This window comes from Sulfuriferula thiophila (assembly GCF_003864975.1).
GTDB lineage: Bacteria > Pseudomonadota > Gammaproteobacteria > Burkholderiales > Sulfuriferulaceae > Sulfuriferula > Sulfuriferula thiophila.
Map to the genome: position 1 here is coordinate 99641 of NZ_BHGL01000003.1, position 24029 is coordinate 123669.

The window sequence follows — 24029 nt, forward strand, 5'->3', positions numbered from 1 at the left end:
CAATAAGGAACAATTAAGGCATTTATGGACAAGCTAATTATTGCTGGCAAAAGCTACGACTCACGGTTACTGGTAGGCACCGGAAAATACAAGGATTTTGACGAAACCCGACTCGCGGTAGAAGCCAGCGGCGCAGAGATCGTCACCGTGGCGATACGTCGCACCAATATCGGCCAGGATGCGAACCAGCCGAGCCTGCTCGACGCCCTGCCCCCCAGCCGTTACACCTACCTGCCCAATACCGCAGGCTGCTATAGCGCTGAAGATGCAGTACGCACCTTGCGTCTGGCGCGCGAACTGCTGGATGGACACGACCTAGTGAAACTGGAAGTGCTGGGCGACCCGAAAAGCCTGTACCCCAACGTGGTGGAAACCATCAAGGCCGCCGAAATCCTGATCAAGGAAGGCTTCAAGGTCATGGTCTACACCTCGGACGACCCCATTATCGCCAAACAGTTCGAAGCCATGGGCTGTGTGGCAGTGATGCCACTGGCCTCGCTGATCGGCTCGGGCATGGGCATCCTGAACCCGTGGAATTTGCAGATCATCATCAACGAACTGCAGGTACCAGTGATAGTCGATGCCGGTGTCGGTACCGCCAGCGATGCGGCGATTGCGATGGAACTGGGTTGTGCCGGTGTGTTGATGAATACCGCTATCGCCGGTGCGCAGCATCCGGTGCTGATGGCCAGCGCGATGAAAAAAGCCGTACAGGCCGGTCGCGAAGCTTATCTGGCCGGGCGCATGCCGAAGAAAATCTACACTGCCAGCCCGTCTTCCCCTACCAGCGGCGTGATTGGTTCCTGATGTCCGATTCTGAAAAACCAAGCTCTGAGAAACCAAGCCCGGTCGGTCGCCCCATACGTAGCTTTGTATTGCGTCAGGGGCGCATGTCAATCGCGCAGCAACGTGCCCACGATCAGTTACAAGCGGTGTACGGTATTCCTTACGCTGCGCAGCCACTGGATTTAACCGCAACCTTTGGCCGCAGCGCGCCGAAGATACTGGAAATCGGTTTCGGCATGGGTGATGCAACTGCCGCCATCGCTGCAGCGCATCCCGAGAATGATTATCTGGGTATCGAAGTACATGGCCCCGGCGTCGGCAGCCTGCTCAACCAGATTGAGCAACGCGGCCTCAGTAATCTGCGCATCGTGCAACATGATGCAGTAGAGGTGCTCAACCACATGATTGCGGATAACAGCCTGGCAGGTGTACATATTTTCTTCCCGGATCCCTGGCATAAAACACGCCACCATAAACGGCGCCTGATCAAACCTGAATTTGTCGCACTGATCACCCGCAAACTTGCAGCAGGTGGGTATCTGCACTGTGCCACTGACTGGGAAGATTACGCCACGCAGATCCTGCAGGTGTTATCCACCCAACCGGCGCTCGCCAATACGGCAACGGATTATGCACCGCGTCCGGAGTACCGGCCCTTAACCAAATTCGAACAGCGCGGCATCCGCCTCGGGCACGGCGTATGGGATATCGTCTTCAAAAAATCCGAATAAATGCTGTTTAATATCCCGATCGAATTCCTGCTGTTTGCCGGCACCTTGCTGGGCGTGGCCGTCTGGCATGAACGCAATCTGCAGATCGCCGTAGGGGGGCTGTTCAGTATCGTCGGTTACAAACTGTGGGCGCAACATTTCGCCCTGCTCCCGCACTTCACCCATGAGGCACCGCTGATACTGAATCTGCTGGGCCTGCTGCTCGGTTTTGCCATCCTCGCCAAGCATTTTGAAGAATCCGGACTGCCTGATTTAATGCCCCGTTATTTACCGGATGACTGGAAAGGCGGCTGGCTATTACTGATCATGATCGCGGTCATTTCCAGCTTCCTCGACAATATTGCCGCCGCCATCCTCGGCGGCGTGGTTGCCCGCCGTGTATTTGCCGGACGTGTCAGCGTCGGTTATCTGGCTGCCATCGTCGCAGCCAGCAATGCCGGTGGCGCTGGCTCGGTTGTCGGCGACACCACCACGACCATGATGTGGATCGCCGGCGTACCTGCACTCCATGTTACTAAAGCATTCATTGCTTCAGCCGTGGCCATGACCGTGGTCGGCATCTTTGCCAGCCGCGCCCAGCAGCGTTACCAACCCATCCGCAAAGACCCACCTGCCAGCAGCATGGTAGACGGTATCGAACTGAGCGTTGTCAGCAGCGTCATCGCGACACGTCTGATCACCGTCGCCCTGATCATAGCCGGCGCAGCAACCAGCAATATCCTGCTGGATTTCCCGGCAGCGGGCGCATGGCTGGCCATCCTGATAGGTGCCTGGTTCCACCCCATCCCCTGGCGTGAAGCACGCAATGCCTTTGGCGGGGCTATTTTCCTGATTGCGCTGGTACTCTCCGCATCGCTCATGCCGGTAGCGGCATTACCTGCCGCCAGCTGGCACACGACACTGGGGCTGGGCTTTGTCAGCGCAGTATTCGATAACATCCCGCTCACCGCGCTGGCGTTGACCCAGGGCGGCTATGACTGGGGTCTGCTCGCGTTCGCGGTCGGCTATGGCGGTTCTATGATCTGGTTTGGTTCATCTGCCGGTGTTGCCATTGCCAGCAGCTTCCCAGAAGCCAAAAATACCGGCTTGTGGCTGAAACAAGGGTGGTATGTACCGGTTGGATATGTGCTGGGCTACTTCACCCTGTTGCTGCTGTTAGGCTGGCATCCCGATATTTTGCAGGCCAAATAGCGCCGCGATTTATCCCCGCTCACTCAACCCTTCCTACGGTCTGCAAGGCACTGCCCAGGTCCGCTTGCCAGTTTACTTGCCCCAACATCGCGTCCACTCCGGCAAGATGCAGCTTTTTCTGTACGCGCTCGTTAGCTTCACACACAATCACGCGCGCACCACGTTTCTGAAACAGCTTGATAGTTGCCTTCAGCGAATGTATCCCCGTCGCATCAATAAATGGCACATGCCCTAAACGGATGATCAGCACTGTTACATCTGCATTCAGGCTCGCCAGCGTACGTTCAAAGGTTTCCGCAGCACCGAAAAAAAACGGTCCATCTATGGAATAGATTTGCACACCTTTAGGCACCCCCACCGGACAAAACTCAGCCAGATCAACTTCGCTGTCGCCTGTGACTTTTACTGAATCAGTCATTTGCTTCATAAACAGTAAAGCTGCCAGCAGCACCCCGACATTCACGGCAATAACCAGGTCAGTAAATACAGTGAGGACAAAAGTAATAAGCAACAGCACCCGGTCATTTTTCGGTGCATGGGTGAGAATGTCCCAGAAGTGATGCATCTCGCTCATGTTCCACGCCACCACGAACAATATCGCTGCCAGCACCGCCAGCGGTATATAAGCGGCCCAAGGCGCGAACACCAGCACAATCAGCACCAGCGTCAGTGCATGCACGACACCTGCCAGCGGACTGTTAGCGCCATTACGGATATTGGTTGCCGTCCGCGCAATCGCGCCGGTTGCAGCAAAGCCGCCGAATAATGGCGACAGGATATTGGCAGCCCCCTGCCCGATCAGTTCCTGATTGGAGTCATGGCGCGTCCCCGTCATGCCGTCTGCCACCACGGCTGACAGCAGTGACTCAATTGCGCCTAACAGCGCAATGGTAAATGCCGGACCTATCAACTCGACGATACGCGAGAAAGTAACCTCTGGTACGTGGAACGACGGCAAGCTGTCGGGAATTCCGCCGAAGGCCGAGCCGAGTGTAGCGACGCCATCGAACTGGGCGTAATACTGGATTAAGGTGACTACCACCATCGCAATGAGCGGCGCAGGAATCCGCTTAATAAAGCGTGGTGCGACGATGCAAATAACCAGCCCTAGCGTTGCCAGCAAGGTCGTTGCCAGATGCATGCCCGGTAACGCTGCGATCAGATGCATTAATTTTTCGTGAAAATGCGCACCTGTGATAACCGGCTGCAAACCGAAAAAATCTTTCCACTCCCCAACCCAGATCAGCACAGCAATGCCTGCGGTAAATCCGGTAATCACCGGCATCGGGATAAAACGAATAATCGTGCCGAGTTTACTGAAGCCCATGACCATCAGCATAATTCCGGCCATCAATGTCGCAATCTGTAGGCCGTCAAAACCGTGTTTGGCGGTAATTGCCGCCAGTATCACGATAAATGCGCCGGTAGGGCCGGAGATTTGCACACGGCTGCCACCCAGCACCGCCGCAAAAAATCCGGCAATGATCGCTGTATAGATACCCTGCTCCGGCTTGGCACCGCTAGCAATCGCAAAGGCCATTGCCAGCGGCAAGGCGACAATACCAACGATGACACCCGCCATCAGGTTTTTAACTAAATCACGCCGATTAAATAAACCAGCCCGTTGCGCTTCCAGTAAAACAATCATTTGCATCCCCGGAAAACAAAAAGCCGCCTTTTCCAATCATGGATAAGGCGGCTTTTATGTGAATTCGATGTTTCTATCCTAAATTAAGAAACTCGAATCAGCGTAACAAATTAAAACTCATTCTGCAATTTTTTGTAACCCTTGACCAAGTTTACATTGGTCTGTGCCACATCTTCGGAAAAATCCTTTTCGCTGAAACCCACTTGTTTAACCAGGGTCAGATCCGAATCAGCGTGGATATTGGTGGTAGACGGAATATGGAAACCGTCCGGCAGTTCGCAGCCTTCAACCACCGAGTTATGCCGCACCACACAGCGCTTGCCGACCACGCAGTTAAACAGCACCGAATTAAAACCGATAAACACATGATCACCCACTACGCAGGGGCCATGCACAATAGATCGGTGTGCAATTGAAGTATGTTGACCAATCTGCACACGCGCGCCGGATTTGGAATGGATAACCACCCCATCCTGAATATTGGAATTGGCACCGATCTCGATCGGCTCCATCTCGCCATTAGCATCCACCTCATCGGCGCGGATCACCGCATAAGGGCCAATGAACACATTCTCGCCAATAAACACCTTGCCGCAAATAATCGCGGTGGGATCAACAAACGCTGATTCATGAATTACGGGTAAATCACCACTCGGGTTTTTACGTATCATTGACGAGGCTCTCCATTGGGTAACTTAACATTGCATGGTGCAAAAATGCGCGCCTGGCAGGTACGACAAATTTCACTGTCCAGTTTGGAGTAAATCGTATCTATCGGCCGCGTCTTGGCAGGAAACAGATTTTCCTCACCGATATCGCGCAAGTAATTACCCTTGACCAGCAGATCCTGCACGCCTGGCTGCATACGATAAAAATACAGACCGCCACCGATTTTCTTACGACGACGGGCTTCCTGTACCAGCATTTCGGCACCGGCAATATCAATAAAGTTCATTCCGCTCGATGCCAGCAACACATGTTTCTGAGCAGGGTTAACCTCATCCACATCCTGCAGCACCTGCTGCACATGATTCACCGCGCCAAAGAAAACAGAACCCTGCATGCGCAAAATTTTCATCTGTGGACATTCCGGCTTGGTATCTACCGGCACATAGTGATAACTGTCAGGCTCGGCATCCGGCACCACTGCCACCACGGAAGGGCGTGAAGTACGATATAGATACAGCATCAGCGACAGCATGATACCGAAGAAAATACCCTTTTCCAGATCCACCAGCGTACCAATCAATGTGACCGCCAAAACAGCCGTTTCCTGTCTGCTGGTGTGCAGAATAGAGTGGATATGATGGAAATCAATCAAGGCGTACGCTACCAGAAACAATATCCCCGCCATCGCAGCGGTTGGCAAGTATGCTGCCAGCGATGCAACCATCATCAGAATAATGACCAGGAACACGGAAGAATACACCGCTGCCAAAGGCGTTTTTGCACCAGCCGCATAATTCACGCCGCTACGATTAAACGAACCGCTGGACGGATAGCTGGAGAAGAAGCTACCAAACAGATTGGATAAACCCTGGCCGATAAATTCCTGGTTACCGTCAATACGCTGTTCCGATTTCACTGCAATCGCACGTGAAATAGAGACCGCTTCCGTCAATGCCAGCATGGTCACAATCAATGCAGGGAATAACACCTGCTTGATCGCTGCCAGCGACAGATCCGGATAGGTCAGCGGTGGCAAATGTGCTGCCAGCGCACCCACCGTCTTAATCTGGGTAACATCCGGCCCGCCTGCCATTTTATTAATGATGACGGCGGCCACGCTACCAATCACCATGGCCAGGATCATATACATCTTGGGCATCAGTTTTTTCAGCACGATACCCGACACGAGCGTTATTGCTCCGACTGCAGCCACATAAGGATTAATCTTGTCGAACTGCAGATATACCTGCTCAAGAATTTCATGGAACGGCAAGCCGCGTTGCATCTGTAGACCCAGGAAATGCTTGATCTGGCTACCTGCAATCAACACCGCCGCACCTGCTGTAAAGCCGATCACCACGGTATGCGAAATGAAATTAACCAGCGCTCCCATGCGTGCCAGACCCATAATTAGCTGGAACAGACCCGCGAGGAAAGTCAGCGTTAATACCAGGCTGATATAGTGAGCGGAACCGGGTTCGGCAAAAGGGCTGACCGAGGCAAATACAGCGATAGAAATCGCAGTAGTCGGGCCTGACACCAGATGCCAGGACGAACCGAACATGGCGCCCATAATTGCTGGTACCATGGCTGCATACAAACCATACTCAGGCGGCAAGCCGGCGATGGTGGCAAACGCAACACCTTGCGGCAATACTATCATTGCCCCGGTCAGTCCCGCGATCAGATCTGCTTTGGTGCTGGTTTTATCAACCATCGGCCACCAGCGCAGAAACGGGAAAACTTTATACAGCCAGAGAGGACAAGCGAGAGTATTTTTCAAGGCAACCTCAGATTAATAAGCAAAAAATTCATGCAGCAAATACCGCCAATTATCGCTTATTTGGCACGTGACAGCAATCCGAAACTTACACGACACTTACGTCGATTTGGTTTAGCTTGCTGCATCGACTAAACTTAACACTATATTTCACATTATCCGCATAATCATGGCCAACACTCCACTACCATTAGAAACCGCTATCAGCGCCCTGCGCACCGTGCTGCCACTGGAAGCACCTGCCGATGTTTTACTCAGCCGTTTTTTCCGCGAGAATCCCACATTGGGCGCCAAGGATCGCGCCTTTATCGCCGAACTGGTATTCGGCGTATTACGCAACTTGCGCTCGCTGGACACCGCTTGCGGCAAACCCACGCCGCGACTGCTGGCCATTGCCTGGTTAGTACGTATTCAGGGCATGAATATGCGCCAGCTTGAACCGTACCTGCGTGGCCCGGAGATGGACCAGGTGCCTGCCATTAAAGCTTTCGATCTGAGCGCTCAACCGCTGGCAGTACAGTGGGATGTGCCGGACTGGCTGGCCGACCGCCTGCTGGCAACATACGGCGAAGCCGAGGCGACCCGTCTGGCTGCCGCTTTACGCCGCTCCGCACCACTGGATTTACGCACCAATACCATACTCGCTAAACGCGACGAGTTACTAGCCACACTCAACGCCGCAGGCATGACCGCAACCGCCACACCTTACTCACCCGTCGGCATACGCCTGGCCGACAAGCCTGCGCTCAGCAAATACAAGCCATTCCTGGCCGGTGAATTTGAAGTACAGGATGAAGGCAGTCAGTTACTGGGTTATCTGGTCGCACCAAAACGTGGCGAAATGGTAGTGGATTTCTGTGCCGGCGCGGGTGGTAAAACACTATTGCTAGGCGCCTTAATGAACTCGACCGGCCGCCTGTATGCGTTTGACGTTTCCGAAAAGCGCCTTACCAAGCTCAAGCCGCGCCTGAAGCGCTCGGGCCTGTCCAACATCACCCCGCAGCTCATTACCAGCGAGCATGACAGCCGCATCAAACGCCTCGCCGGTAAAATTGATCGCGTGCTGGTCGATGCTCCCTGTAGCGGACTTGGCACCTTACGTCGCAATCCGGATCTGAAATTACGCCAAAATCCGGAAAGTGTCGCCGAACTGACTGTCAAACAGGCCAGCATACTGGCCGCATCATCCAAATTAGTGAAGCCGGGTGGACGTCTGGTTTATGCTACTTGCAGCCTGTTGCCGGAAGAGAACGAAGATATCGTTACCGCGTTCCTTGCTGCCAACCCGCGCTTCCAGCTTAAAAATGCTGCTGAGGTACTAAAGAACCAGCAAATCAATGTGGATACCGGTGAATATCTGCGCCTTAACCCGGCAGATCATGCTACGGATGGATTTTTTGCCGCCGTTATGGAAGCTGATGCGGCACCTGCTAGCGAAAAAATTAAAGTCAAAAAAGCAGTTATTGTGACTCCGGAAGACTCCGAGGCGCTGACAACGGATGCTGTATAAATTATTATTTTTAATTAACGTGCTGTGGTCGTGCCAGGCCACCGCGCTGCAACCGGCAACCGCTCCACAGACTGCCGTGGGTAGCATACAGGTAGCCTTCACGCCGGGAGATGATGCGGCCGGACTGATCATGCAAGCGATCAGGCATGCGCGCAAACAAATTCTGGTGCAAGCCTACAGTTTCACCCATATCGGTATCGCCGATGCGTTAATCCGGGCTCATCAGCGCGGCATCGAAGTTCTGGTGATTGCCGACTCACAACAGAGCGAACGCATCCCTACCAGCCTGATCCGCCAGCTTGCCGCCGCCGGAATTCCGGTACTGATGGACAGCGAACACCTCAGCGCGCATAACAAGGTCATGATTATCGACGCCGATAATCACCCAGTCGTCATTACCGGCAGCTATAATTTCACCCATGCTGCTCAATTTACCAATGCTGAAAATTTGCTGGTTTTGCACGACAATCCGGGCATTGCCGACGCCTACCGCAATAACTGGCAACGACATCGTGAACATTCGCTACCACTATTACCATGAGCCAACCTGTCGCTTTTGAAAACCTCATCGGGCATTTACTCAATGAATCGCACCAGACCGAACTTCTCTGGCAAACCGGCTTATTGATCGCCTGCGGTTTGATTAGCTGGGGCCTGATGCGCCTGCTCTCCCCCTATCTCACCCATGAAAATGCCAATTGGCGCATAGGCCAGGCTGCACTCAAACGTCTGGGACTGCCACTAATCGGACTAATCCTGATCATCATCGGTCGCAGCATATTAGAACAGTGGCATGAGGCCCACCTGCTTAACATTGCCGTCCCCTTATTGGGTGCACTGGTTCTGGTTCGCATGCTGGTGTACATGCTGCGCTACGCCTTTAATAACAACGTAGCCCTCAAAGTCTGGGAACGTTATATTGCGTGGACCATCTGGTTAGGCTTCGCCCTGCATGTAACCGGGCTGCTACCCCGTATTAAATATGCACTTGACGCCATATCTTTTGAATCAGGCAAACATCATTTTTCGCTACTGCTGCTACTTGAAGCTTCAACCGTCATAGTTATCGCCGTCGTCGTTGCACTCTGGCTGGCGCAATTTATAGAAGCACGCCTGATGCGCGTGACCAGCCTGGATCCAAGCTTGCGCCTGGCCCTGATTAAAGCCATCCGTACGTTATTGCTGATCATCGGTGTACTGATCGCGCTGCCCGCAGTGGGCATAGACGTAACGGTATTATCAGTGTTCGGCGGAGCATTAGGCATAGGACTGGGACTGGGACTGCAAAAAATCGCCAGCAACTACGTCTCCGGCTTTATCATCTTGCTGGATCGCTCCATACGGCCCGGAGACATGGTCACGGTAGACAACCGCTATGGCGAAGTCAGCCAACTCAACACCCGTTACACCTTGCTGCGCGCTCAGGACGGCACTGAAATCATCATCCCTAACGAGACCATGATGACCTCCACCGTCGTCAACCACTCCTTCACCAAACGCGATGTGAGATTAAGCTTGCCCATCCAGGTCAGCTACACCAGCGATCTGGAACTGACATTCAGCCTCATGACCTCGACAGCCCTCAATCATGAACGCGTACTGAAAACCGAGAACACCATGCCTCGTGTGCTGCTTACCGCTTTTGCCGACAGCGGCATCAATCTGGAATTGATCGTGTGGATAGATGACCCGGAAGAAGGGCAGGCCAACTTGCGTTCCGACCTGTATCTCAGCATCTGGAAGGCTTTCAAAGCCAACGCTATTGAAATTCCTTATCCGCGCCGCGATATACACATTCTGGAAAATACAAGCAAATTATGACAATATCTTGACTTCTGGTATATTGTCAGACTATAGTAAACAAACAGGATAAGATTATCCTAAATAGCCCCGCACTTTAGCGGCGCATTGCTTAAAGGTAAAAAACACTATGATGGAATTACTCGCGAACGGTTTGGTTGGTCATCTGCCTTGGTATGGCTATGTCTTAGTCGCACTGGCATTTACCCATTTAACGATTGCAGGCGTCACCATTTATCTGCACCGCCATCAGGCGCACCGCGCACTGGAGCTTCACGCTATCCCTAGCCATATTTTCCGTTTCTGGCTATGGATGACCACCGGTATGGTTACCAAACAATGGGCAGCGATACATCGCAAGCACCACGCCAAATGTGAAACCCCGGAAGACCCGCATAGCCCGCAAGTTCTGGGCATCAAAAAAGTGTTTTTTGAAGGCGCAGAACTGTATCGCGCTGCCTGTAAAGTTCCTGAAACCATGGAAAAGTATGGTTCTGGCACACCGGAAGACTGGGTAGAACGCAATATCTACAGCAAGCACAGCGGCAAAGGTATTTACCTGATGATGGCCATCAATCTGGCCTTGTTCGGCCCTATCGGTCTGACCATCTGGGCAGTACAAATGGCATGGATTCCAGTCACTGCCGCCGGCATCATCAACGGTATCGGTCACTACTGGGGCTACCGCAACTTCACCTGTGAAGATGCCAGCACCAACATCGTGCCTTGGGGCATCCTGATCGGTGGCGAAGAGCTGCACAATAACCACCATGCTTACGGTAGCTCAGCCAAGCTCTCCAACAAATGGTATGAGTTTGACATTGGCTGGCTGTATATCCGCACTATGGAAATCGTCGGCCTAGCCAAAGTCAAGAAAATAGCACCGACTGCTCGATTCAACGCAGCTAAACAAGTGTGCGATCAGGATCTGCTGCAGGCTGTCATTACCCATCGTTATGATGTATTGACACGCTATGCCCGCACCGTCAAAGCCACTTGCAGCGCTGAAATGAGCAAGCTGCAGCAGGACCACGGCATGATCAAGAAACTTAAACACTGGCTGCATCTGGATGCTGCTGATCTTGCGGATGATGACAAATTAAGACTGGCAGAAGTGCTCAAGCAAAGCCATGAGCTCAATACCATCTACACCATGCGTCAGGATTTATCAGCTTTGTGGGCACGCTCCAACGCCTCCAAGGAACAACTGCTGAAGCAGCTGCAGGACTGGTGCCAACGCGCTGAGTCGAGCGGTATTGAATCGCTGCAGGCATTTTCACGCAAGTTGCGTTGCTATGCCTAAGCAGTAAAAGCAAGCCAATAAAAAACCCGCTGTGAGGCGGGTTTTTTATTGGATAAGAACTTTCAGCCAGTCAGACTTGACTCCACAACCTGTCACCAACTTGTGCCTGTGCGTACCAGCGATTCAGCTCAGCACCTTGCTGCGCATCATCAAGCTCATAACCGGGCGCAAAATCCGCACTGTTAATCGGCGTATAAGGGCCGCGCTTCACTTCAAAAATCACGCCCCCCGTATCCAGAGACAGCACACCATGCCAACCGCCTACAGGAGTTTCCTGCACGGCACAGCCTTCGCCCAGCACCACACGTTCGGTCACTACGCCATCATCATTGAATAACAGCACAATAAAACGACCACGCAATGCGGTCAGCAATTCCCAGGTATGCGCGTGCCGATGCGGACGAATAACGGTATCCGGCTCCATCGCAATAGCGAGGCGCTGAATAGGGTCGCTCAACTCGTCATGTAAATTCGCATTCGCCCGTAACCGTGGTGATGCTTTTGCCTGTGCGCTCAACGTATCGAGCATAGCCAAATCCAGTTGCTTCAAATCCTGCTCCTAACTAACGTAAACTCGTGTCAATAACGGCAACTCATGGCGACTCGCATTCGCTGCCAGAAAATCGCCGCGTAACATGTAATCGCCACGTGCCTGTGATTCAGCGTTGAGTTCGGCGATACATTCAGAAGGTTCTTCCACCAATGTGGCAAACAGCACTTCCAGTTCGCGCGGCTCAATTTTGAGGCGGCCAAACGGATGACGGTGATCGATCGCCTCCCAAAACAGACCCACATCCCAATTATGTGCCTGAACAGCAGGATGCTGAAACCATGTAACCAGTTTTTGTTCGAGCGCAGACATAATGTTTTCCAGTAAAATAAGCAGAATCTTATTATACGACGAGAATGCCATGCGATATTGGTTAATGAAATCCGAACCTTCCGATGTGAGCATAGACGACCTGGCTGGTTTCCCGGATAAAACAGTCGCCTGGTACGGCATACGCAATTACCAGGCACGCAATTTCATGCGCGATCAGATGCAGGTCGGCGATGCGGTGCTGTTTTATCACTCCAGCTGTGCCGAGCCGGGTATCGCCGGGCTGGCGCGGGTCAGCCGGCTGGCCTATCCGGATGAAACCCAGTTTGATACGAGCAACAAATATTTCGACCCCAAAGCCACCCGCGAAACACCGCGCTGGCTTAACGTCGATGTGCAGTTGGTCAAAAAAACCCGGTTAATGCCACTCAAGGAAATACGCGAATATCCAGAACTGGAACAGATGCGCATACTGCAGCGCGGCAATCGCCTGTCGATTACCCCTGTCGATCCGCGTGAATATGAGTTTATCATCAGCAAATTATGATCAAACTCTATCACCGCTGGTCGTCCATGGCTGCGCAACAGATCCGGCTCGCGCTGAGCTATAAAGCCATCGCCTTTGACAGCATCGCGCTGGCTCAAAACGACGATGACATCTGGTTTGAACTCGGCGTCGCGCGTGCCGATGTGGCACTGCACATCCCCGGCCAGCCCATTCACACTGATGCCATGGCGATCCTGCGCAACCTGGACGACTGGCTAGGTGGCCCTCCGCTATTCAATGGTCTGGTCGATGATGCTGCATGGCAAGCCTTGCTGGCATGGCATGACAGCGTTCTGCATCTGCGCGACCGTTTGTATGCGCCAGTATTACCTGCATTCAGCGATATTGGCGGCAACGAACACGACATGGCCGCATACAAGGCTGCTGTATTGCATCGCTATGGCATGAGCGTAGAAGCGCTTTCCAATGACCGGTACGATGGGTTTTTGCAGCTCGCGGCGCAAGCACATCTGAGCCAGCTCGGGCAGCATCTCGCCAAGCAGCGTTTTTACCTGAATAACACACTCAGCGCCTGCGATATCGTCATCGCCTGCGATCTATTTCCGTTACAATTACTGGATGGCGTAACCATGCCCCTCGACTTGATGTACTACATCCAGCGTGTCGAATCAGCCTGCAACGCCAGTTTGCGTGCGGGTCTCATCACCCAACATTAATCCTTAAGGAATCCACATGACATTTATCGAATTACTCAGCTATGTCGGCGCCAATTGCAAATATGACCTCATGGACGGTGACATCAACACCACCCTGGCCAAGGCCATCGACGGCACCCATAAAAACCCTATCGTCGGCAATATCATTGCGCAAATGTACAAAAACAGCGGCATCACCAGTCCTGACGCGGCGCTTGAACGGGCCCAGGCGATTAAGACCCTGGGGCCGATACGATTGACTTACATGAAAGATGATGCGCCGGTGGAAGGTTTTCGCCTGGTAGAAGACATCGTCCATAAAATCGACGGCGCTTTTAACGATGAGGCTATGCGCTTAAAGGAATGATTACCTATCTGCCTTACTACCTTGCACTGGGACTGGCCTCAGGCTTTGTCGCGGGATTGCTCGGCGTAGGGGGCGGCCTGGTGCTGGTACCGATACTGGTGTGGCTGTTCGCCTTGCAGGGCTTTGATCCGGCACATACCATGCTGCTGGCACTGGCGACCTCGCTTGCCGTGATCAGCTTCACCGCGATCTCCAGCATGCGCGCACATCATGCCCATGGCGCAGTCAACTGGGTCATGGTGCGCCGGATTACACCGGGCATAATCGGCGGGACGCTACTCGGTGCATGGCTGGCAGACCGGCTACCCGGTCAGTTCCTGCACTATTTTTTCGTTGCCTTTCTATTTTATGCGGCAACGCAAATGCTGCTCAACTTTAAACCTGCGCCGCACCGCGAATTGCCGGGCAGCACCGGATTAACGCTGGCAGGCAGCATTATCGGCGTAGTATCGAGCTGGGTAGGTATCGGCGGGGGAACGCTCTCTGTGCCATTCATGCTATGGTGCAACAGCAAATTACATCAGGCCATTGCCACCTCGGCCGCCATCGGCTTACCTATTGCCATGGCGGGAACGCTAGGCTATATCGCCTCAGGCTGGAACGTAACAACACTGCCGGCGTACAGCGCGGGGTATGTCTACCTGCCCGCACTCGCCGCCGTTGCCAGCACCAGCATTCTGACAGCCCCCTTAGGCGCACGCATGGCACACCGTTTGCCGGTTGCCATACTCAAACGCATATTTTCCATCCTGCTGTATGCGCTCGGCATCAAAATGGGCATCGCCTTAATTTAACTTACGGCTTTAATGCAACAAGCCCCCGCGGGTACTAATCGCCGTGATATCCACATAATTGGAAACCCGGTGATTAGCGCCCGAATTCAGGTAAAAACCGCCCATATCAAAATTACGTAAATTGCTAAGAGACTGGTTAATCTGTTTCGGCGCATCGCCCCGCTCCAGCGTTTTCACCAGCAGCTTGGCGGCCAGATAACCCTCCATGGTCAAGTGTGAGGGCGCTTCATCGCGGTATTTCTTCATCAGTTTGTCCAGCTCACGCACAGCAGCCAACGAAAAATTGGCTGGATGCGGTACGACTTGCGTGATCACCACACCGGCTGCAGCTTTTTTGCCAGCAACTTCGATCAAGGTCTGATGGTTAATTTGCGACAAGCCTAACAACAATGCGCCTGGTGAAAGCGGATGGTAGGTTTTAACAAACTCGGCAGCAGGCAAGGTTTCCAGAATCATCAACGTAGCCTGTGCGCCACCTGATTTTATCTTCTGAATTGCCGCCGACATATCTGCTGCATTATTTTCACGCATCGCCTGTTCAGCTACCAGTTGTAGCGACTTACCCTGCAATTCGGATTTAACCGCTTGTAACGCAGAACGGCCATAGGCATTCGGACTGTAAACCACAGCCAGTTTGCTCATACCCAGATTCTGTACATATTTGAGTACCGCCTGGGTTTCCTGAAGATAACTAGGGCGCAGGAAAAAAATATTGCCGGGATTAGCCAATGTCGCTCCGGAGAATGGCGCAACCAGTGGCATATCAGACTGGGTAAATCCTTTGTCTTCCGCCGTCGCCTCTACTACGCCTTCGCCATAGTAACCAAACAGCACATCCACTCGGTTCTTATTCAGAAACTCCTGGGTAATCAGCCGGGATTGCGCTACTGAACCCTGATTATCGCGCACGTCGAGTACGATTTTTTTGCCATGCACTCCGCCATTACTGTTGATGTAATCGAAATAAACACGTGCGCCCGCTAAAAAATCCTTACCTGTATCGCCATTGGCACCCGTCAAATCTATCGATTCACCCACCCTGATATCAGCTGCCCACCCAGCCTGCACACAGGCCAGCGACATACCAACAACACTCAACATTCTTAATCCACGCAACAAACCCCGGGGTATCAACATAACGTAACACATTCCAAAACAATAAGAGACGCCAGTTTATTGCAACTTGGTTACAGTTATATTAAATGGCTCATACCTTTTCTTCCGACAATGCCTACTCATTTTCCATACTAAATAATCCATTCCCACTCTGGCCAGAACACGGCATATATTCGGGATTTCGGGTTAGAATCTAACTTTAGACTTCACTGAGCGCGCACCATGCCTGTCAATTTAGCCCCCCCTCTCGCTGAAAAACTATTGCCGATAGCCGGCGTTACCATCGGTATTGCCTCGGCCGGCATCAAGAAAGTCGGCCGCCAGGATCTAACCCTCATGTTGCTTGCTCCTGGCAGTCGCGTCGCCGGCGTATTCACCCAGAATCGCTTTTGCGCAGCGCCGGTCATCGTCGCCAAAAAGCATTTAAGCAAAGCCGCTCCGCGCGCGCTCATCATCAACACTGGCAATGCCAATGCCGGCACCGGCGAAGATGGCCTGGCACGCACCCGCCAGGTATGTGATGCCGTTGCCGCATTGCTGCCATGCCGCGAGCCCGAAGTGCTGCCATTCTCCACCGGCGTCATCATGGAACCGCTACCAGCCGACAAAATCATTGCCGCAATCCCGGCTGCGATTGCCGACTGCCGTGCCGACAACTGGTTTGCCGCCGCCAACGCCATTATGACCACCGACATCGTCGCCAAAGCCACTTCGCGTCAACTCGAAGTGGGTGGCAAAACAGTGACCATCACCGGTATCGCCAAAGGCTCGGGCATGATCCATCCCAACATGGCAACCATGCTCGGCTATGTCGCCACTGATGCGGCGGTAAGCCAGGATGCCTTGCAAAACATGGTGACCCAGGCGGCTGATCTCAGTTTCAACTGCATCACCGTGGATGGCGACACCTCAACCAATGATTCCTTCATACTCATCGCCACCGGACAAGCCGGCAATGCCGAGATAACCGACGCTGCCAGCGCGGATTACGCCGCACTTGCCGCCGCCATTACCGACCTGTCGCGGGAACTTGCGCAAGCTATCGTGCGCGACGGCGAAGGCGCCACCAAATTCATGCAGATCCAGGTAGAAGGCGGCGTAGACCGCGATGAATGCCGCAAGATCGGCTATGCCATCGCGCATTCGCCATTAGTAAAAACCGCATTTTTTGCTTCCGACCCCAACCTGGGGCGCATCCTCGCTGCTATCGGTTATGCCGGCGTAATCGACCTCAATGTCGATACCCTGCAGTTGTATCTGGACGATGTGCTGGTAGCGGAAAATGGAGGTCGTGCCGCGAGCTATCAAGAAGCAGACGGTCAGCGCATCATGAAGCAAGCCGAAATTACCGTGCGCGTGGTACTCAATCGCGGTACGGCCAATGCCACCTTGTGGACTTGCGATTTCTCCTACGACTACGTGAAAATCAATGCCGAATACCGCAGCTGATCTCGTCCCCCTGCTCACCCGCGCCGAAGCAGTACTGGCGCGGCTGGAAGCGTGGCTACCACCGGCACCGCCCGCGCCCGACTGGAACAGCGCCATTGCCTTGCGCTGGCGGCGGCGTGGCGAGCAAGGCTGGATAGAAGCCATCCACTCCCCGCAGGCAGTTGACCTTACCCGCCTCACCGGCATAGACCAGCAGAAGCAGCGTATCCAGCAGAACACAGCGCAATTTGTCAGTGGCAAACCGGCCAATAATGTCCTGCTCACCGGCGCCCGAGGCACCGGCAAATCATCGCTGGTCAAAGCCATGCTGCCGCTGTATGCCAGCCAGGGGCTGCGCATCATTGAAGTCGATAAAACCCATCTGGTTGATCTGGCCGATATCACCCTGCAACTCGCCGACCGCCCTGAGCGTTTTATTGTATTTTGCGACGACTTGTCATTTGAAGCCGAAGAAGCTGGCTATAAAGCGCTCAAAGCTGCGCTGGACGGCACGCTCGCCGCGCCGCCGGAGAACGTGCTGATATATGCCACTTCCAACCGCCGTCATCTCATGCCCGAATACATGAGCGACAACGAAAAAACCCAGCATCGTGGCGCGGAAGTCCACCCCAACGAAGCGGTAGAAGAAAAGATCTCGCTGTCAGAACGCTTCGGCCTGTGGCTGTCGTTCTACCCGTTTGATCAGGACAATTATCTCGCCGGTGTCACGCAGTGGCTGGATGCGCTTGGCATCAATATCAGCGACCCAGAGCTCTACAGACGCGAGGCATTGCAATGGGCGCAGGCCCGCGGCACCCGCTCGGGCCGCACCGCATGGCAGTTTGCGCAGGATTATGCCGGACGTCGTACTTAGTGTGGCATTACATAATCTTCCTGACTAAAACGGTCAATACCGCAATCCAGAGTAGTAATCCAGTCCAGAAACGCATTAACGGCCGGCTTGCCCTGAAACCAGCGGCCATGTTGCGGCACGATGGTATGCACATCCATCTGCCGCACCATGTTGACCCAATAACGGCAAATTTTGCTCGACACCATATAGCGTTGATGAAAACCCTGCATATACTGGATATGTTCACGAAATTCACTCGGGGTGACGATGGGCTCGGTTACCGCATCATGATGTACCAGCGACGCCCCCATATCGCCGCTGAATAATATGCGTGCGCGTGGATCATAAAACTGGAAATTGCCTTCCGCATGCAGGAAATGCGCAGGCACCGCGACGATTTCATCTTTCCCCAAAGGAATACGCATACCCTGATCCGGGATGCCGACAATACGCCCCTCGGTTTTATCGCCGGTGCAAAAATGCGGTACAAACCTAGACCACAAACTGGACACGTACAAATCCGCATCGGTGGACATCATCCACTTATTCAGCGACCCCACTATGTCCGGGTCCTGATGCGAAGCCAGTAGGTATTTGAGCCGCTTGTATGGGAAATACCGCCCCATGCCGACGATCAGCCCGTTATAAGTCATATTGCCGGAAGGATCAATCAATGCACCCTCGCCATTCGACACAATTAAGAATTGATTTGCTTGCACGGCTGCGGCATTATCATCGACTAAATCGCTGAACATCATGCACACATGATCGCCGTCGTTATACAGTTCTATGGACATCAGACACCTTTGCTATAAATAGATATTAATGTCTGCATTATGCTGCATCCGCACTAAATTAGGAAACACTTATGAGCAATCCCACCATACACGTCGCCGCGGCAGTCATCATCCGCCCCGATGGCCGTTTCTTGCTGGCCAGCCGTCCCGCCGATAAACCTTATCCTGGTTACTGGGAATTTCCCGGTGGCAAAATCGAGGCTGGCGAAACTGCCTACGAAGCCCTTGTTCGCGAACTCGACGAAGAGCTCGGCATCCATGTCACCCACGCCACCCCATGGCTGACCCGCCAGTTTGACTATACGAAACTGCGGGTAGTACTGTCATTCTTCCGCGTCACTGCCTGGCAAGGCGAACCCCATCCGCGCGAAGGGCAGACCTTCGCCTGGCAAAGCGCTGACGACATCACCGTAGCACCGCTATTACCCGCCAACACACCTATTATTCAGGCTCTGACCTTACCCCCCATACTCGGCATTACTCAGGCAGGTGATGATATTGCCGGCTTCTTACCCAAGCTCGATCATGCTCTGACGCAGGGATTAAAATTGATCCAGGTGCGCGAAAAGCAGCTCACCGGCTCTGCCCTGAGCGAGTTCGCCCAAGCTGTGGTCCATCGCGCCCACGCTGCCCATGCCCGCGTCATCATCAATGCCGACGCGGCACTGGCACAACAAATTCAGGCCGATGGCGTGCAACTCACCGCCGCGCAACTCGCCGCAATTGGCTCGCGCCCGGATCTGACATTGGTTGGCGCCTCCTGCCACAACGCCGCCGAACTCGATCTGGCCGAACAACTGGGATGCGATTACGCACTGCTATCGCCGGTACTGCCCACCGCCAGTCACCCTGGCGCACCGACGCTAGGCTGGGAACAGTTTGCCAGCCTGACCAGCAACCGCAGCATTCCCATCTATGCCTTGGGCGGGCTGAATGCAGCCGACCTTGAATTGGCGCAGCAGCATGGTGCGCACGGCATTGCCTTACTGCGTGGAGCCTGGCAATGAACCGGGAATGGCTGTTGAAATATGCCTTGCCGACATTGCTGATCGGCATCCTGGTCGCGGGTGGCGTGTACCAGACCTGGCAGCGTTCTGAGGACAAAATCACCACCATCAACTGCCCCGATCCGCTCCAAGGTTGCCAATTCCAGTTGCACCATCAGCAGGTAAGCGTTAATTTCATCGAACCCCCTTCCGGTCTGCACCCATTCACGGTGCGCGTCAGCAATGCCGAGGCCAAAGTCATCTATGCCTACTTCACCATGCGCGATATGGAAATGGGCTACAACCGCTATCAATTGACGCAACAGTCACCGCAGCACTGGCAAGCCAAAGTGGTGTTGCCGGTTTGCGTTACAGGCCGGCATGACTGGTTACTGACCCTGGACATGGACGGTGAAAAGGTCGCCATACCGTTTTCCGGCTAATGTCACCAAATTGTCACCTATATCGCTATTTCTAACGCTATAATTAACGATGCGAAAAGGAGAGAGACATGCCACAAGAACATACCTACAGACAATTCGATACTGATTTAGAAAACATGCGCGCTCGCGTATTGCAGATGGGCGGTCTGGTGGAACAACAGATCGCTCAAGCGATAGAAGCGCTAATCAATGCTGACTTTATCCTTGCCGAAAAAGTAGTCAACAACGATCATCAGGTGAACGCGCTGGAAGTCGGTATCGACGAAGACTGCGCACAGATCATCGCGCGCCGCCAGCCTACCGCATCTGACCTGCGCATGGTGATGACCGTGGTCAAGACCATTACCGATCTGGAGCGCATCGGTGACGAAGCCGCCAAAGTAGCGCGTATGGTCAAGGAAATTCATCATAGCGGTCGCATGATGCAACCCAAATTCAATCAGATCCAGTACATGAGCGAGATCGTACTCGACATGCTGCACCGTGCACTGGATGGCTTTGCCCGTCTGGATGTGAGCAATGCCGCCCATATTGCCCGCCAGGACATCGACGTGGATGAAGAATACCATCTGGTACTGCGCAACCTTATCACCTACATGATGGAAGATCCGCGCACCATCTCTACCTTCATCGACATCATGTTCGTTGCCAAGGCCATCGAACGCATGGGCGACCACGCTAAAAACATGTCGGAATACGTTGTGTATATGGTCAAGGGTAAAGACGTACGCCACACCACAGTAGAAGAAATCGAACGCGAAGCGATGCGTTAAACCGGCAGCGTGTCGACCCAGTGATCGCGTCGACACAGCCCGCGCATATCGCAATACTGACAGACCTTATCAATACCGTTAGCCGGTAACGGCGCATGCTGATGTAACTGATTGAACAGCAGCACGAGCCGTTCCCCGCACTCATCAGCCGCTGCCTGTGGTTCAACATCCAGCGCAATCGTAGTCACTTTCTCCGCATCGAGGCTGACAAACGCCACCTGGCCTACTTCGTCCTGCATCAGCAGCGCATAGGCCGCCAGTTGCACATCCTCGTCAGCCCGGCTTGCCTTGTCCTTCAGCCCTTTGCTGCTACCGGTTTTGTAATCCAGCACGGCAAAGCTGTCTGCAACGCGATCAATACGATCCAGGCGGCCATACAGCTGTATCGACTGATCGTCATCCAGTGGCAAACCATGCTGCTTTGCCACCTCACCCTCCAGCCAGCGCCAGCCTTCCTGTTCACGCGCCAGCTGCCAGTCCAGATAAGCCGGAATCTTAGCCAGCCATTGCTGCTGCCAGGCACGCGCATAATAATCATCACGCAGCATGGGGGCGAAAGCCTGCAGACTGATCTCGATTAATGCTGCCATCAGCGCCTCACGCGGCACGTCACTGATAACCCGGTGACGCTCATGAAAGGTTTTGAGGATGGCATGCACCGCCTGACCGTAATCCGACTTCTCTACCTCTGCGCTGATTTCATCCAGCTGATTCAGCCCCAGCACATGACGCGCGAAATACTGATAAGGGCAGGCAACCAACGTATTGTAAGCGCTTACACTTATCTTATGCGGCACCAGCGCCGAGGGAATATTCGGCTGTGGCATATTACCCGGCACCGGCACAGACTGCTGATCCGGTGTCGCAATCTGCGCCGCCGCACTCATTTCACGCAAACCGTGGTCAAGCAAGCTGCTACCCCATGTCAACTGATGCAGACTGTCCAGCCGCTCCAGCCACGGGCTGATCGCATTGATTTCGCCCTCGCTGCGCGCCTGCCACACCACCAGCACGGCAGGCGTGGTTACCAGCAACTGCACCAGATCCGCCTGGATCTGCGCCATTTCCACAGCAGGGGTCGGCAAACCCAGTGCCGCGCGCACTTGCTGATTAAAAAACACCGCATGACTGGTCAGCGAGGGCAGATGTGCGGCATCAGCGCCTAAAATCAGCGCCGCATCGAATGCCCGCAACCGCGTCGCCGCCAGATGGGTAAATACAACAGGACTATCCACGCGCTGGTCGACAAAAGCACCACTCTCCAGCTCGCGGCTTAACCAGCGATGAAACTCGGCCAGACTGAAACTGCCGTCATCCTCCGCCAGCTCATGCCTGCGCCGTGCCAATAAATTCAATAACTGCCGTCCCGCCGCATCCTCTGCCAATGTGGCTGCTGCACCCAGCTCGGCCATACTGCGCTCAAGCTGATCCAGCCAGTCGCGCAAACTGGCCGTGCGCCGGGCGCTGTGCTGCGCCGCAGTCTGCAAGCGCGACACCGCCGCCTGCGCATCTTCGGTATCCGTTTGCGTACGCAATACAGCAAGCACACCGGCACAACCATCCACCGGGCCATGCCTGCGCAGGGCGTGCTCAATCTGCCAGGCGGCCTGTTGCCGCCGGGATATCGGCCAATCCGGGAATAAATGCGGGGATTTAATCAGGTCGAGCATATCCTGATATGGAAAATCAGCCAGCAGCACCTCGACCCAGCGCATTACCACCGTGCTCGCAGTGGTGGTATCCAACGTCCAGCCGGTCTCGTCACTGACCAGAATTTGCGCGCGTTCCAGCAACGCCCGCAAACGCCGGGCGCTAACCCTGTCCTGCACCACCACCGCAATACGCTGCTTACCCTCATGCACCCACAGGCGCACCTGCGTATCGGCAGCACTGGCTTCATCTTCCAGACTGTAAGCTGCGCAATAACGCAACCGGCCTGGCAACGGGCTATGGGGAAGATTACTGGCCAACGTCTGCGCGCGCTGGATCAGCGGCGTTACCAGATTTACCGGCCACGCTGCGGCCAGCGTCTGCGCAACGGCATCATTCGGCTCCATGGCGATCTCGGTCACCTGCTGCTGCCATGCATACTGCCGCAGACAATTCTGTTCCAGACGGGTCAACGTCGGCAGGCCGACCACAAACAACGGCGCAACCGCAGCATGGGCCAACTGCGCCAGTTGCAATGCATAGAGCGCCGCAGGACTGAGCTCATCCCGACTCAGCGCGAACCACAGCTCATGCACCAACTGCGCCTCGAACTCGACCGCGCTATGGCGCCGGGTCTGGTAATACGCCTGCAACTGCGTGGCGAATTCATTGACATCCACGGGCAGATCGACTGCCTGGTAAGTCAGCTCGTCAAACAGACGAGTAATTTCATCGCACATCGCCCACAGCAGCACCGGATCAAACCAGGCACGCGCTTTGAGAATATGATAAAGCTGGGTCGTTCTACGGCTGTCAGGCAGCACCGCCGCGACAGGCGATGCCGTTTGCGCCCAGGCCGGAAAAGTCAGAATCTGCGGAGCAAGCAGCACAGTTTGTCCGCTGGCTGCTACTAATGCCTGAGATAAGGCGGCGCCCGCCTGAAAGTTAGGCACCAGAATGACAGCATCGGCTAATTCAGTCTGCGTGGCTGCGCATTCCCTGAGGATCTGTTGCGCAGCCCGCTGAAAGAACGCCGCAAGCACGGGCTTAGCGTTTCAACAATGCCAGCTTGCCGGTTTTACCGTTCCAGTCATCCGCATCCGGCAAGGGATCCTTGCGCTCGATAATCGGCTTCCAGCCTCGGGCCAGTTCGGCATTCAACTCGGTGCAATGCTGCTGATCGGCAGGCACATCATCCTCGGCAAAAATCGCTTCCGCCGGACATTCCGCCACGCACAAGGTACAATCAATACACTCATCCGGATCAATTACCAGAAAGTTTTCGCCTTCGCGGAAACAGTCCACCGGACAGACATCAACGCAATCAGTATATTTACACTGGATACAGTTTTCGGTTACAACATAAGTCATGGATTTTCTT

25 protein-coding genes are annotated in these 24029 nt (G+C 54.1%); 16 read left to right on the top strand and 9 right to left on the bottom strand.

Annotated elements, in window-relative coordinates:
* Positions 1 to 24 precede the first annotated feature (24 nt).
* Genes EJE49_RS01575 through EJE49_RS01585 form a run of 3 tightly spaced genes read left to right on the top strand, consistent with a single transcriptional unit; the run spans position 25 to position 2708 of the window.
* Entirely contained in the window at positions 25 to 807 is a 783-nt protein-coding gene (locus EJE49_RS01575; protein WP_124948650.1) for a thiazole synthase, read from the top strand.
* Positions 807 to 1517, top strand: coding sequence for a tRNA (guanosine(46)-N7)-methyltransferase TrmB (trmB, locus tag EJE49_RS01580; protein ID WP_124948651.1), 711 nt, complete (start codon positions 807 to 809; stop codon positions 1515 to 1517). Before EJE49_RS01575 ends, trmB begins: the two co-directional genes overlap by 1 nt.
* Positions 1518 to 2708: an SLC13 family permease gene (locus EJE49_RS01585; RefSeq protein ID WP_124948652.1), complete on the top strand. Its 1191-nt coding sequence runs from the start codon at positions 1518 to 1520 to the stop codon at positions 2706 to 2708.
* A gap of 19 nt (positions 2709 to 2727) precedes the next feature.
* On the opposite strand, the gene EJE49_RS01590 is transcribed toward EJE49_RS01585, so the two are convergent.
* From EJE49_RS01590 to EJE49_RS01600, 3 genes are all read right to left on the bottom strand, one after another.
* On the bottom strand, positions 2728 to 4356 hold the full coding sequence (locus tag EJE49_RS01590; RefSeq protein ID WP_124948653.1) for a SulP family inorganic anion transporter: 1629 nt from the start codon (positions 4354 to 4356) through the stop codon (positions 2728 to 2730).
* A 110-nt stretch (positions 4357 to 4466) separates the two neighbouring features.
* Entirely contained in the window at positions 4467 to 5027 is a 561-nt protein-coding gene (locus EJE49_RS01595) for an LbetaH domain-containing protein (RefSeq protein ID WP_124948654.1), read from the bottom strand.
* Positions 5024 to 6808, bottom strand: a complete 1785-nt coding sequence (locus EJE49_RS01600; RefSeq protein ID WP_124948655.1) for a SulP family inorganic anion transporter — start codon at positions 6806 to 6808, stop codon at positions 5024 to 5026. Before EJE49_RS01600 ends, EJE49_RS01595 begins: the two co-directional genes overlap by 4 nt.
* 166 nt (positions 6809 to 6974) lie before the next feature.
* On the opposite strand from EJE49_RS01600, the gene EJE49_RS01605 reads away from it, so the two are divergent.
* The 4 genes from EJE49_RS01605 to EJE49_RS01620 all read left to right on the top strand — a co-directional run bounded on the left by EJE49_RS01605 (position 6975) and on the right by EJE49_RS01620 (position 11418).
* Positions 6975 to 8315: an RsmB/NOP family class I SAM-dependent RNA methyltransferase gene (locus tag EJE49_RS01605; RefSeq protein ID WP_124948656.1), complete on the top strand. Its 1341-nt coding sequence runs from the start codon at positions 6975 to 6977 to the stop codon at positions 8313 to 8315.
* On the top strand, positions 8305 to 8856 hold the full coding sequence (locus EJE49_RS01610) for a phospholipase D family nuclease (RefSeq protein ID WP_124948657.1): 552 nt from the start codon (positions 8305 to 8307) through the stop codon (positions 8854 to 8856). The genes EJE49_RS01605 and EJE49_RS01610 overlap by 11 nt, the downstream gene beginning before the upstream one ends.
* The gene (locus tag EJE49_RS01615) at positions 8853 to 10136 is read left to right on the top strand and encodes a mechanosensitive ion channel family protein (RefSeq protein WP_124948658.1); all 1284 of its coding nucleotides are present in this window, start codon (positions 8853 to 8855) and stop codon (positions 10134 to 10136) included. The genes EJE49_RS01610 and EJE49_RS01615 overlap by 4 nt, the downstream gene beginning before the upstream one ends.
* A 109-nt stretch (positions 10137 to 10245) precedes the next feature.
* Positions 10246 to 11418: a DesA family fatty acid desaturase gene (locus tag EJE49_RS01620; RefSeq protein WP_223246690.1), complete on the top strand. Its 1173-nt coding sequence runs from the start codon at positions 10246 to 10248 to the stop codon at positions 11416 to 11418.
* A gap of 70 nt (positions 11419 to 11488) precedes the next feature.
* Here the strand turns inward: EJE49_RS01620 and EJE49_RS01625 are convergent, their stop codons facing one another.
* The gene (locus tag EJE49_RS01625; RefSeq protein ID WP_124948659.1) at positions 11489 to 11968 is read right to left on the bottom strand and encodes a WbuC family cupin fold metalloprotein; all 480 of its coding nucleotides are present in this window, start codon (positions 11966 to 11968) and stop codon (positions 11489 to 11491) included.
* A 9-nt stretch (positions 11969 to 11977) separates the two neighbouring features.
* The gene (locus EJE49_RS01630) at positions 11978 to 12280 is read right to left on the bottom strand and encodes a hypothetical protein (RefSeq protein ID WP_223246691.1); all 303 of its coding nucleotides are present in this window, start codon (positions 12278 to 12280) and stop codon (positions 11978 to 11980) included.
* Between the two features lie 49 nt (positions 12281 to 12329).
* On the opposite strand from EJE49_RS01630, the gene EJE49_RS01635 reads away from it, so the two are divergent.
* Genes EJE49_RS01635 through EJE49_RS01650 form a run of 4 tightly spaced genes read left to right on the top strand, consistent with a single transcriptional unit; the run spans position 12330 to position 14602 of the window.
* Positions 12330 to 12785 carry an EVE domain-containing protein gene (locus EJE49_RS01635; RefSeq protein ID WP_124948660.1) on the top strand — a complete coding sequence of 152 codons (456 nt, stop codon included), beginning with the start codon at positions 12330 to 12332 and terminating at the stop codon, positions 12783 to 12785.
* Positions 12782 to 13462, top strand: coding sequence for a glutathione S-transferase family protein (locus EJE49_RS01640; RefSeq protein ID WP_124948661.1), 681 nt, complete (start codon positions 12782 to 12784; stop codon positions 13460 to 13462). Before EJE49_RS01635 ends, EJE49_RS01640 begins: the two co-directional genes overlap by 4 nt.
* Before the next feature lie 16 nt (positions 13463 to 13478).
* Complete coding sequence (locus EJE49_RS01645) at positions 13479 to 13808, top strand: hypothetical protein (RefSeq protein ID WP_124948662.1); 330 nt, start codon at positions 13479 to 13481, stop codon at positions 13806 to 13808.
* Positions 13805 to 14602: a sulfite exporter TauE/SafE family protein gene (locus tag EJE49_RS01650; protein ID WP_124948663.1), complete on the top strand. Its 798-nt coding sequence runs from the start codon at positions 13805 to 13807 to the stop codon at positions 14600 to 14602. Before EJE49_RS01645 ends, EJE49_RS01650 begins: the two co-directional genes overlap by 4 nt.
* A gap of 9 nt (positions 14603 to 14611) precedes the next feature.
* On the opposite strand, the gene EJE49_RS01655 is transcribed toward EJE49_RS01650, so the two are convergent.
* A complete protein-coding gene (locus EJE49_RS01655; RefSeq protein WP_189941600.1) occupies positions 14612 to 15739 on the bottom strand; it encodes an ABC transporter substrate-binding protein in 1128 nt (375 codons plus the stop codon).
* A gap of 201 nt (positions 15740 to 15940) precedes the next feature.
* Here EJE49_RS01655 and argJ point away from each other — a divergent pair, with 201 nt between their 5' ends.
* Together argJ and EJE49_RS01665 are read left to right on the top strand one after the other, a co-directional pair.
* Complete coding sequence (gene argJ / locus EJE49_RS01660) at positions 15941 to 17167, top strand: bifunctional glutamate N-acetyltransferase/amino-acid acetyltransferase ArgJ (RefSeq protein ID WP_124948665.1); 1227 nt, start codon at positions 15941 to 15943, stop codon at positions 17165 to 17167.
* Positions 17148 to 18020 carry an ATP-binding protein gene (locus EJE49_RS01665; protein ID WP_124948666.1) on the top strand — a complete coding sequence of 291 codons (873 nt, stop codon included), beginning with the start codon at positions 17148 to 17150 and terminating at the stop codon, positions 18018 to 18020. Before argJ ends, EJE49_RS01665 begins: the two co-directional genes overlap by 20 nt.
* Here EJE49_RS01665 and EJE49_RS01670 read toward each other — a convergent pair.
* On the bottom strand, positions 18017 to 18796 hold the full coding sequence (locus EJE49_RS01670; protein WP_124948667.1) for an oxygen-binding di-iron domain-containing protein: 780 nt from the start codon (positions 18794 to 18796) through the stop codon (positions 18017 to 18019). The two genes, EJE49_RS01665 and EJE49_RS01670, sit on opposite strands and share 4 nt — an antisense overlap.
* Positions 18797 to 18867: 71 nt before the next feature.
* Between EJE49_RS01670 and EJE49_RS01675 the strand changes: the two genes are divergently transcribed.
* The 3 genes from EJE49_RS01675 to phoU all read left to right on the top strand — a co-directional run bounded on the left by EJE49_RS01675 (position 18868) and on the right by phoU (position 20998).
* Positions 18868 to 19803 carry a Nudix family hydrolase gene (locus tag EJE49_RS01675; RefSeq protein ID WP_124948668.1) on the top strand — a complete coding sequence of 312 codons (936 nt, stop codon included), beginning with the start codon at positions 18868 to 18870 and terminating at the stop codon, positions 19801 to 19803.
* Complete coding sequence (locus EJE49_RS01680) at positions 19800 to 20225, top strand: hypothetical protein (RefSeq protein WP_124948669.1); 426 nt, start codon at positions 19800 to 19802, stop codon at positions 20223 to 20225. Before EJE49_RS01675 ends, EJE49_RS01680 begins: the two co-directional genes overlap by 4 nt.
* 68 nt (positions 20226 to 20293) lie before the next feature.
* Complete coding sequence (gene phoU / locus EJE49_RS01685) at positions 20294 to 20998, top strand: phosphate signaling complex protein PhoU (protein ID WP_124948670.1); 705 nt, start codon at positions 20294 to 20296, stop codon at positions 20996 to 20998.
* On the opposite strand, the gene EJE49_RS01690 is transcribed toward phoU, so the two are convergent.
* Together EJE49_RS01690 and fdxA are read right to left on the bottom strand one after the other, a co-directional pair.
* Complete coding sequence (locus EJE49_RS01690; protein ID WP_124948671.1) at positions 20995 to 23691, bottom strand: PD-(D/E)XK nuclease family protein; 2697 nt, start codon at positions 23689 to 23691, stop codon at positions 20995 to 20997. The two genes, phoU and EJE49_RS01690, sit on opposite strands and share 4 nt — an antisense overlap.
* A 4-nt stretch (positions 23692 to 23695) precedes the next feature.
* A complete protein-coding gene (gene fdxA / locus EJE49_RS01695; protein WP_124948672.1) occupies positions 23696 to 24019 on the bottom strand; it encodes a ferredoxin FdxA in 324 nt (107 codons plus the stop codon).
* Positions 24020 to 24029 lie beyond the last annotated feature (10 nt).

Bases quoted from the DNA above. Each gene is read 5' to 3' on its own strand.
- EJE49_RS01575 (WP_124948650.1), top strand. From the start codon at position 25: ATGGACAAGCTAATTATTGCTGGCAAAAGCTACGACTCACGGTTACTG.
- trmB (WP_124948651.1), top strand. From the start codon at position 807: ATGTCCGATTCTGAAAAACCAAGCTCTGAGAAACCAAGCCCGGTCGGT.
- EJE49_RS01585 (WP_124948652.1), top strand. From the start codon at position 1,518: ATGCTGTTTAATATCCCGATCGAATTCCTGCTGTTTGCCGGCACCTTG.
- EJE49_RS01590 (WP_124948653.1), bottom strand. From the start codon at position 4,356: ATGATTGTTTTACTGGAAGCGCAACGGGCTGGTTTATTTAATCGGCGT.
- EJE49_RS01595 (WP_124948654.1), bottom strand. From the start codon at position 5,027: ATGATACGTAAAAACCCGAGTGGTGATTTACCCGTAATTCATGAATCA.
- EJE49_RS01605 (WP_124948656.1), top strand. From the start codon at position 6,975: ATGGCCAACACTCCACTACCATTAGAAACCGCTATCAGCGCCCTGCGC.
- EJE49_RS01610 (WP_124948657.1), top strand. From the start codon at position 8,305: ATGCTGTATAAATTATTATTTTTAATTAACGTGCTGTGGTCGTGCCAG.
- EJE49_RS01615 (WP_124948658.1), top strand. From the start codon at position 8,853: ATGAGCCAACCTGTCGCTTTTGAAAACCTCATCGGGCATTTACTCAAT.
- EJE49_RS01620 (WP_223246690.1), top strand. From the start codon at position 10,246: ATGATGGAATTACTCGCGAACGGTTTGGTTGGTCATCTGCCTTGGTAT.
- EJE49_RS01630 (WP_223246691.1), bottom strand. From the start codon at position 12,280: ATGTCTGCGCTCGAACAAAAACTGGTTACATGGTTTCAGCATCCTGCT.
- EJE49_RS01635 (WP_124948660.1), top strand. From the start codon at position 12,330: ATGCGATATTGGTTAATGAAATCCGAACCTTCCGATGTGAGCATAGAC.
- EJE49_RS01640 (WP_124948661.1), top strand. From the start codon at position 12,782: ATGATCAAACTCTATCACCGCTGGTCGTCCATGGCTGCGCAACAGATC.
- EJE49_RS01645 (WP_124948662.1), top strand. From the start codon at position 13,479: ATGACATTTATCGAATTACTCAGCTATGTCGGCGCCAATTGCAAATAT.
- EJE49_RS01650 (WP_124948663.1), top strand. From the start codon at position 13,805: ATGATTACCTATCTGCCTTACTACCTTGCACTGGGACTGGCCTCAGGC.
- EJE49_RS01655 (WP_189941600.1), bottom strand. From the start codon at position 15,739: ATGTTGATACCCCGGGGTTTGTTGCGTGGATTAAGAATGTTGAGTGTT.
- argJ (WP_124948665.1), top strand. From the start codon at position 15,941: ATGCCTGTCAATTTAGCCCCCCCTCTCGCTGAAAAACTATTGCCGATA.
- EJE49_RS01665 (WP_124948666.1), top strand. From the start codon at position 17,148: ATGCCGAATACCGCAGCTGATCTCGTCCCCCTGCTCACCCGCGCCGAA.
- EJE49_RS01670 (WP_124948667.1), bottom strand. From the start codon at position 18,796: ATGTCCATAGAACTGTATAACGACGGCGATCATGTGTGCATGATGTTC.
- EJE49_RS01675 (WP_124948668.1), top strand. From the start codon at position 18,868: ATGAGCAATCCCACCATACACGTCGCCGCGGCAGTCATCATCCGCCCC.
- EJE49_RS01680 (WP_124948669.1), top strand. From the start codon at position 19,800: ATGAACCGGGAATGGCTGTTGAAATATGCCTTGCCGACATTGCTGATC.
- phoU (WP_124948670.1), top strand. From the start codon at position 20,294: ATGCCACAAGAACATACCTACAGACAATTCGATACTGATTTAGAAAAC.
- fdxA (WP_124948672.1), bottom strand. From the start codon at position 24,019: ATGACTTATGTTGTAACCGAAAACTGTATCCAGTGTAAATATACTGAT.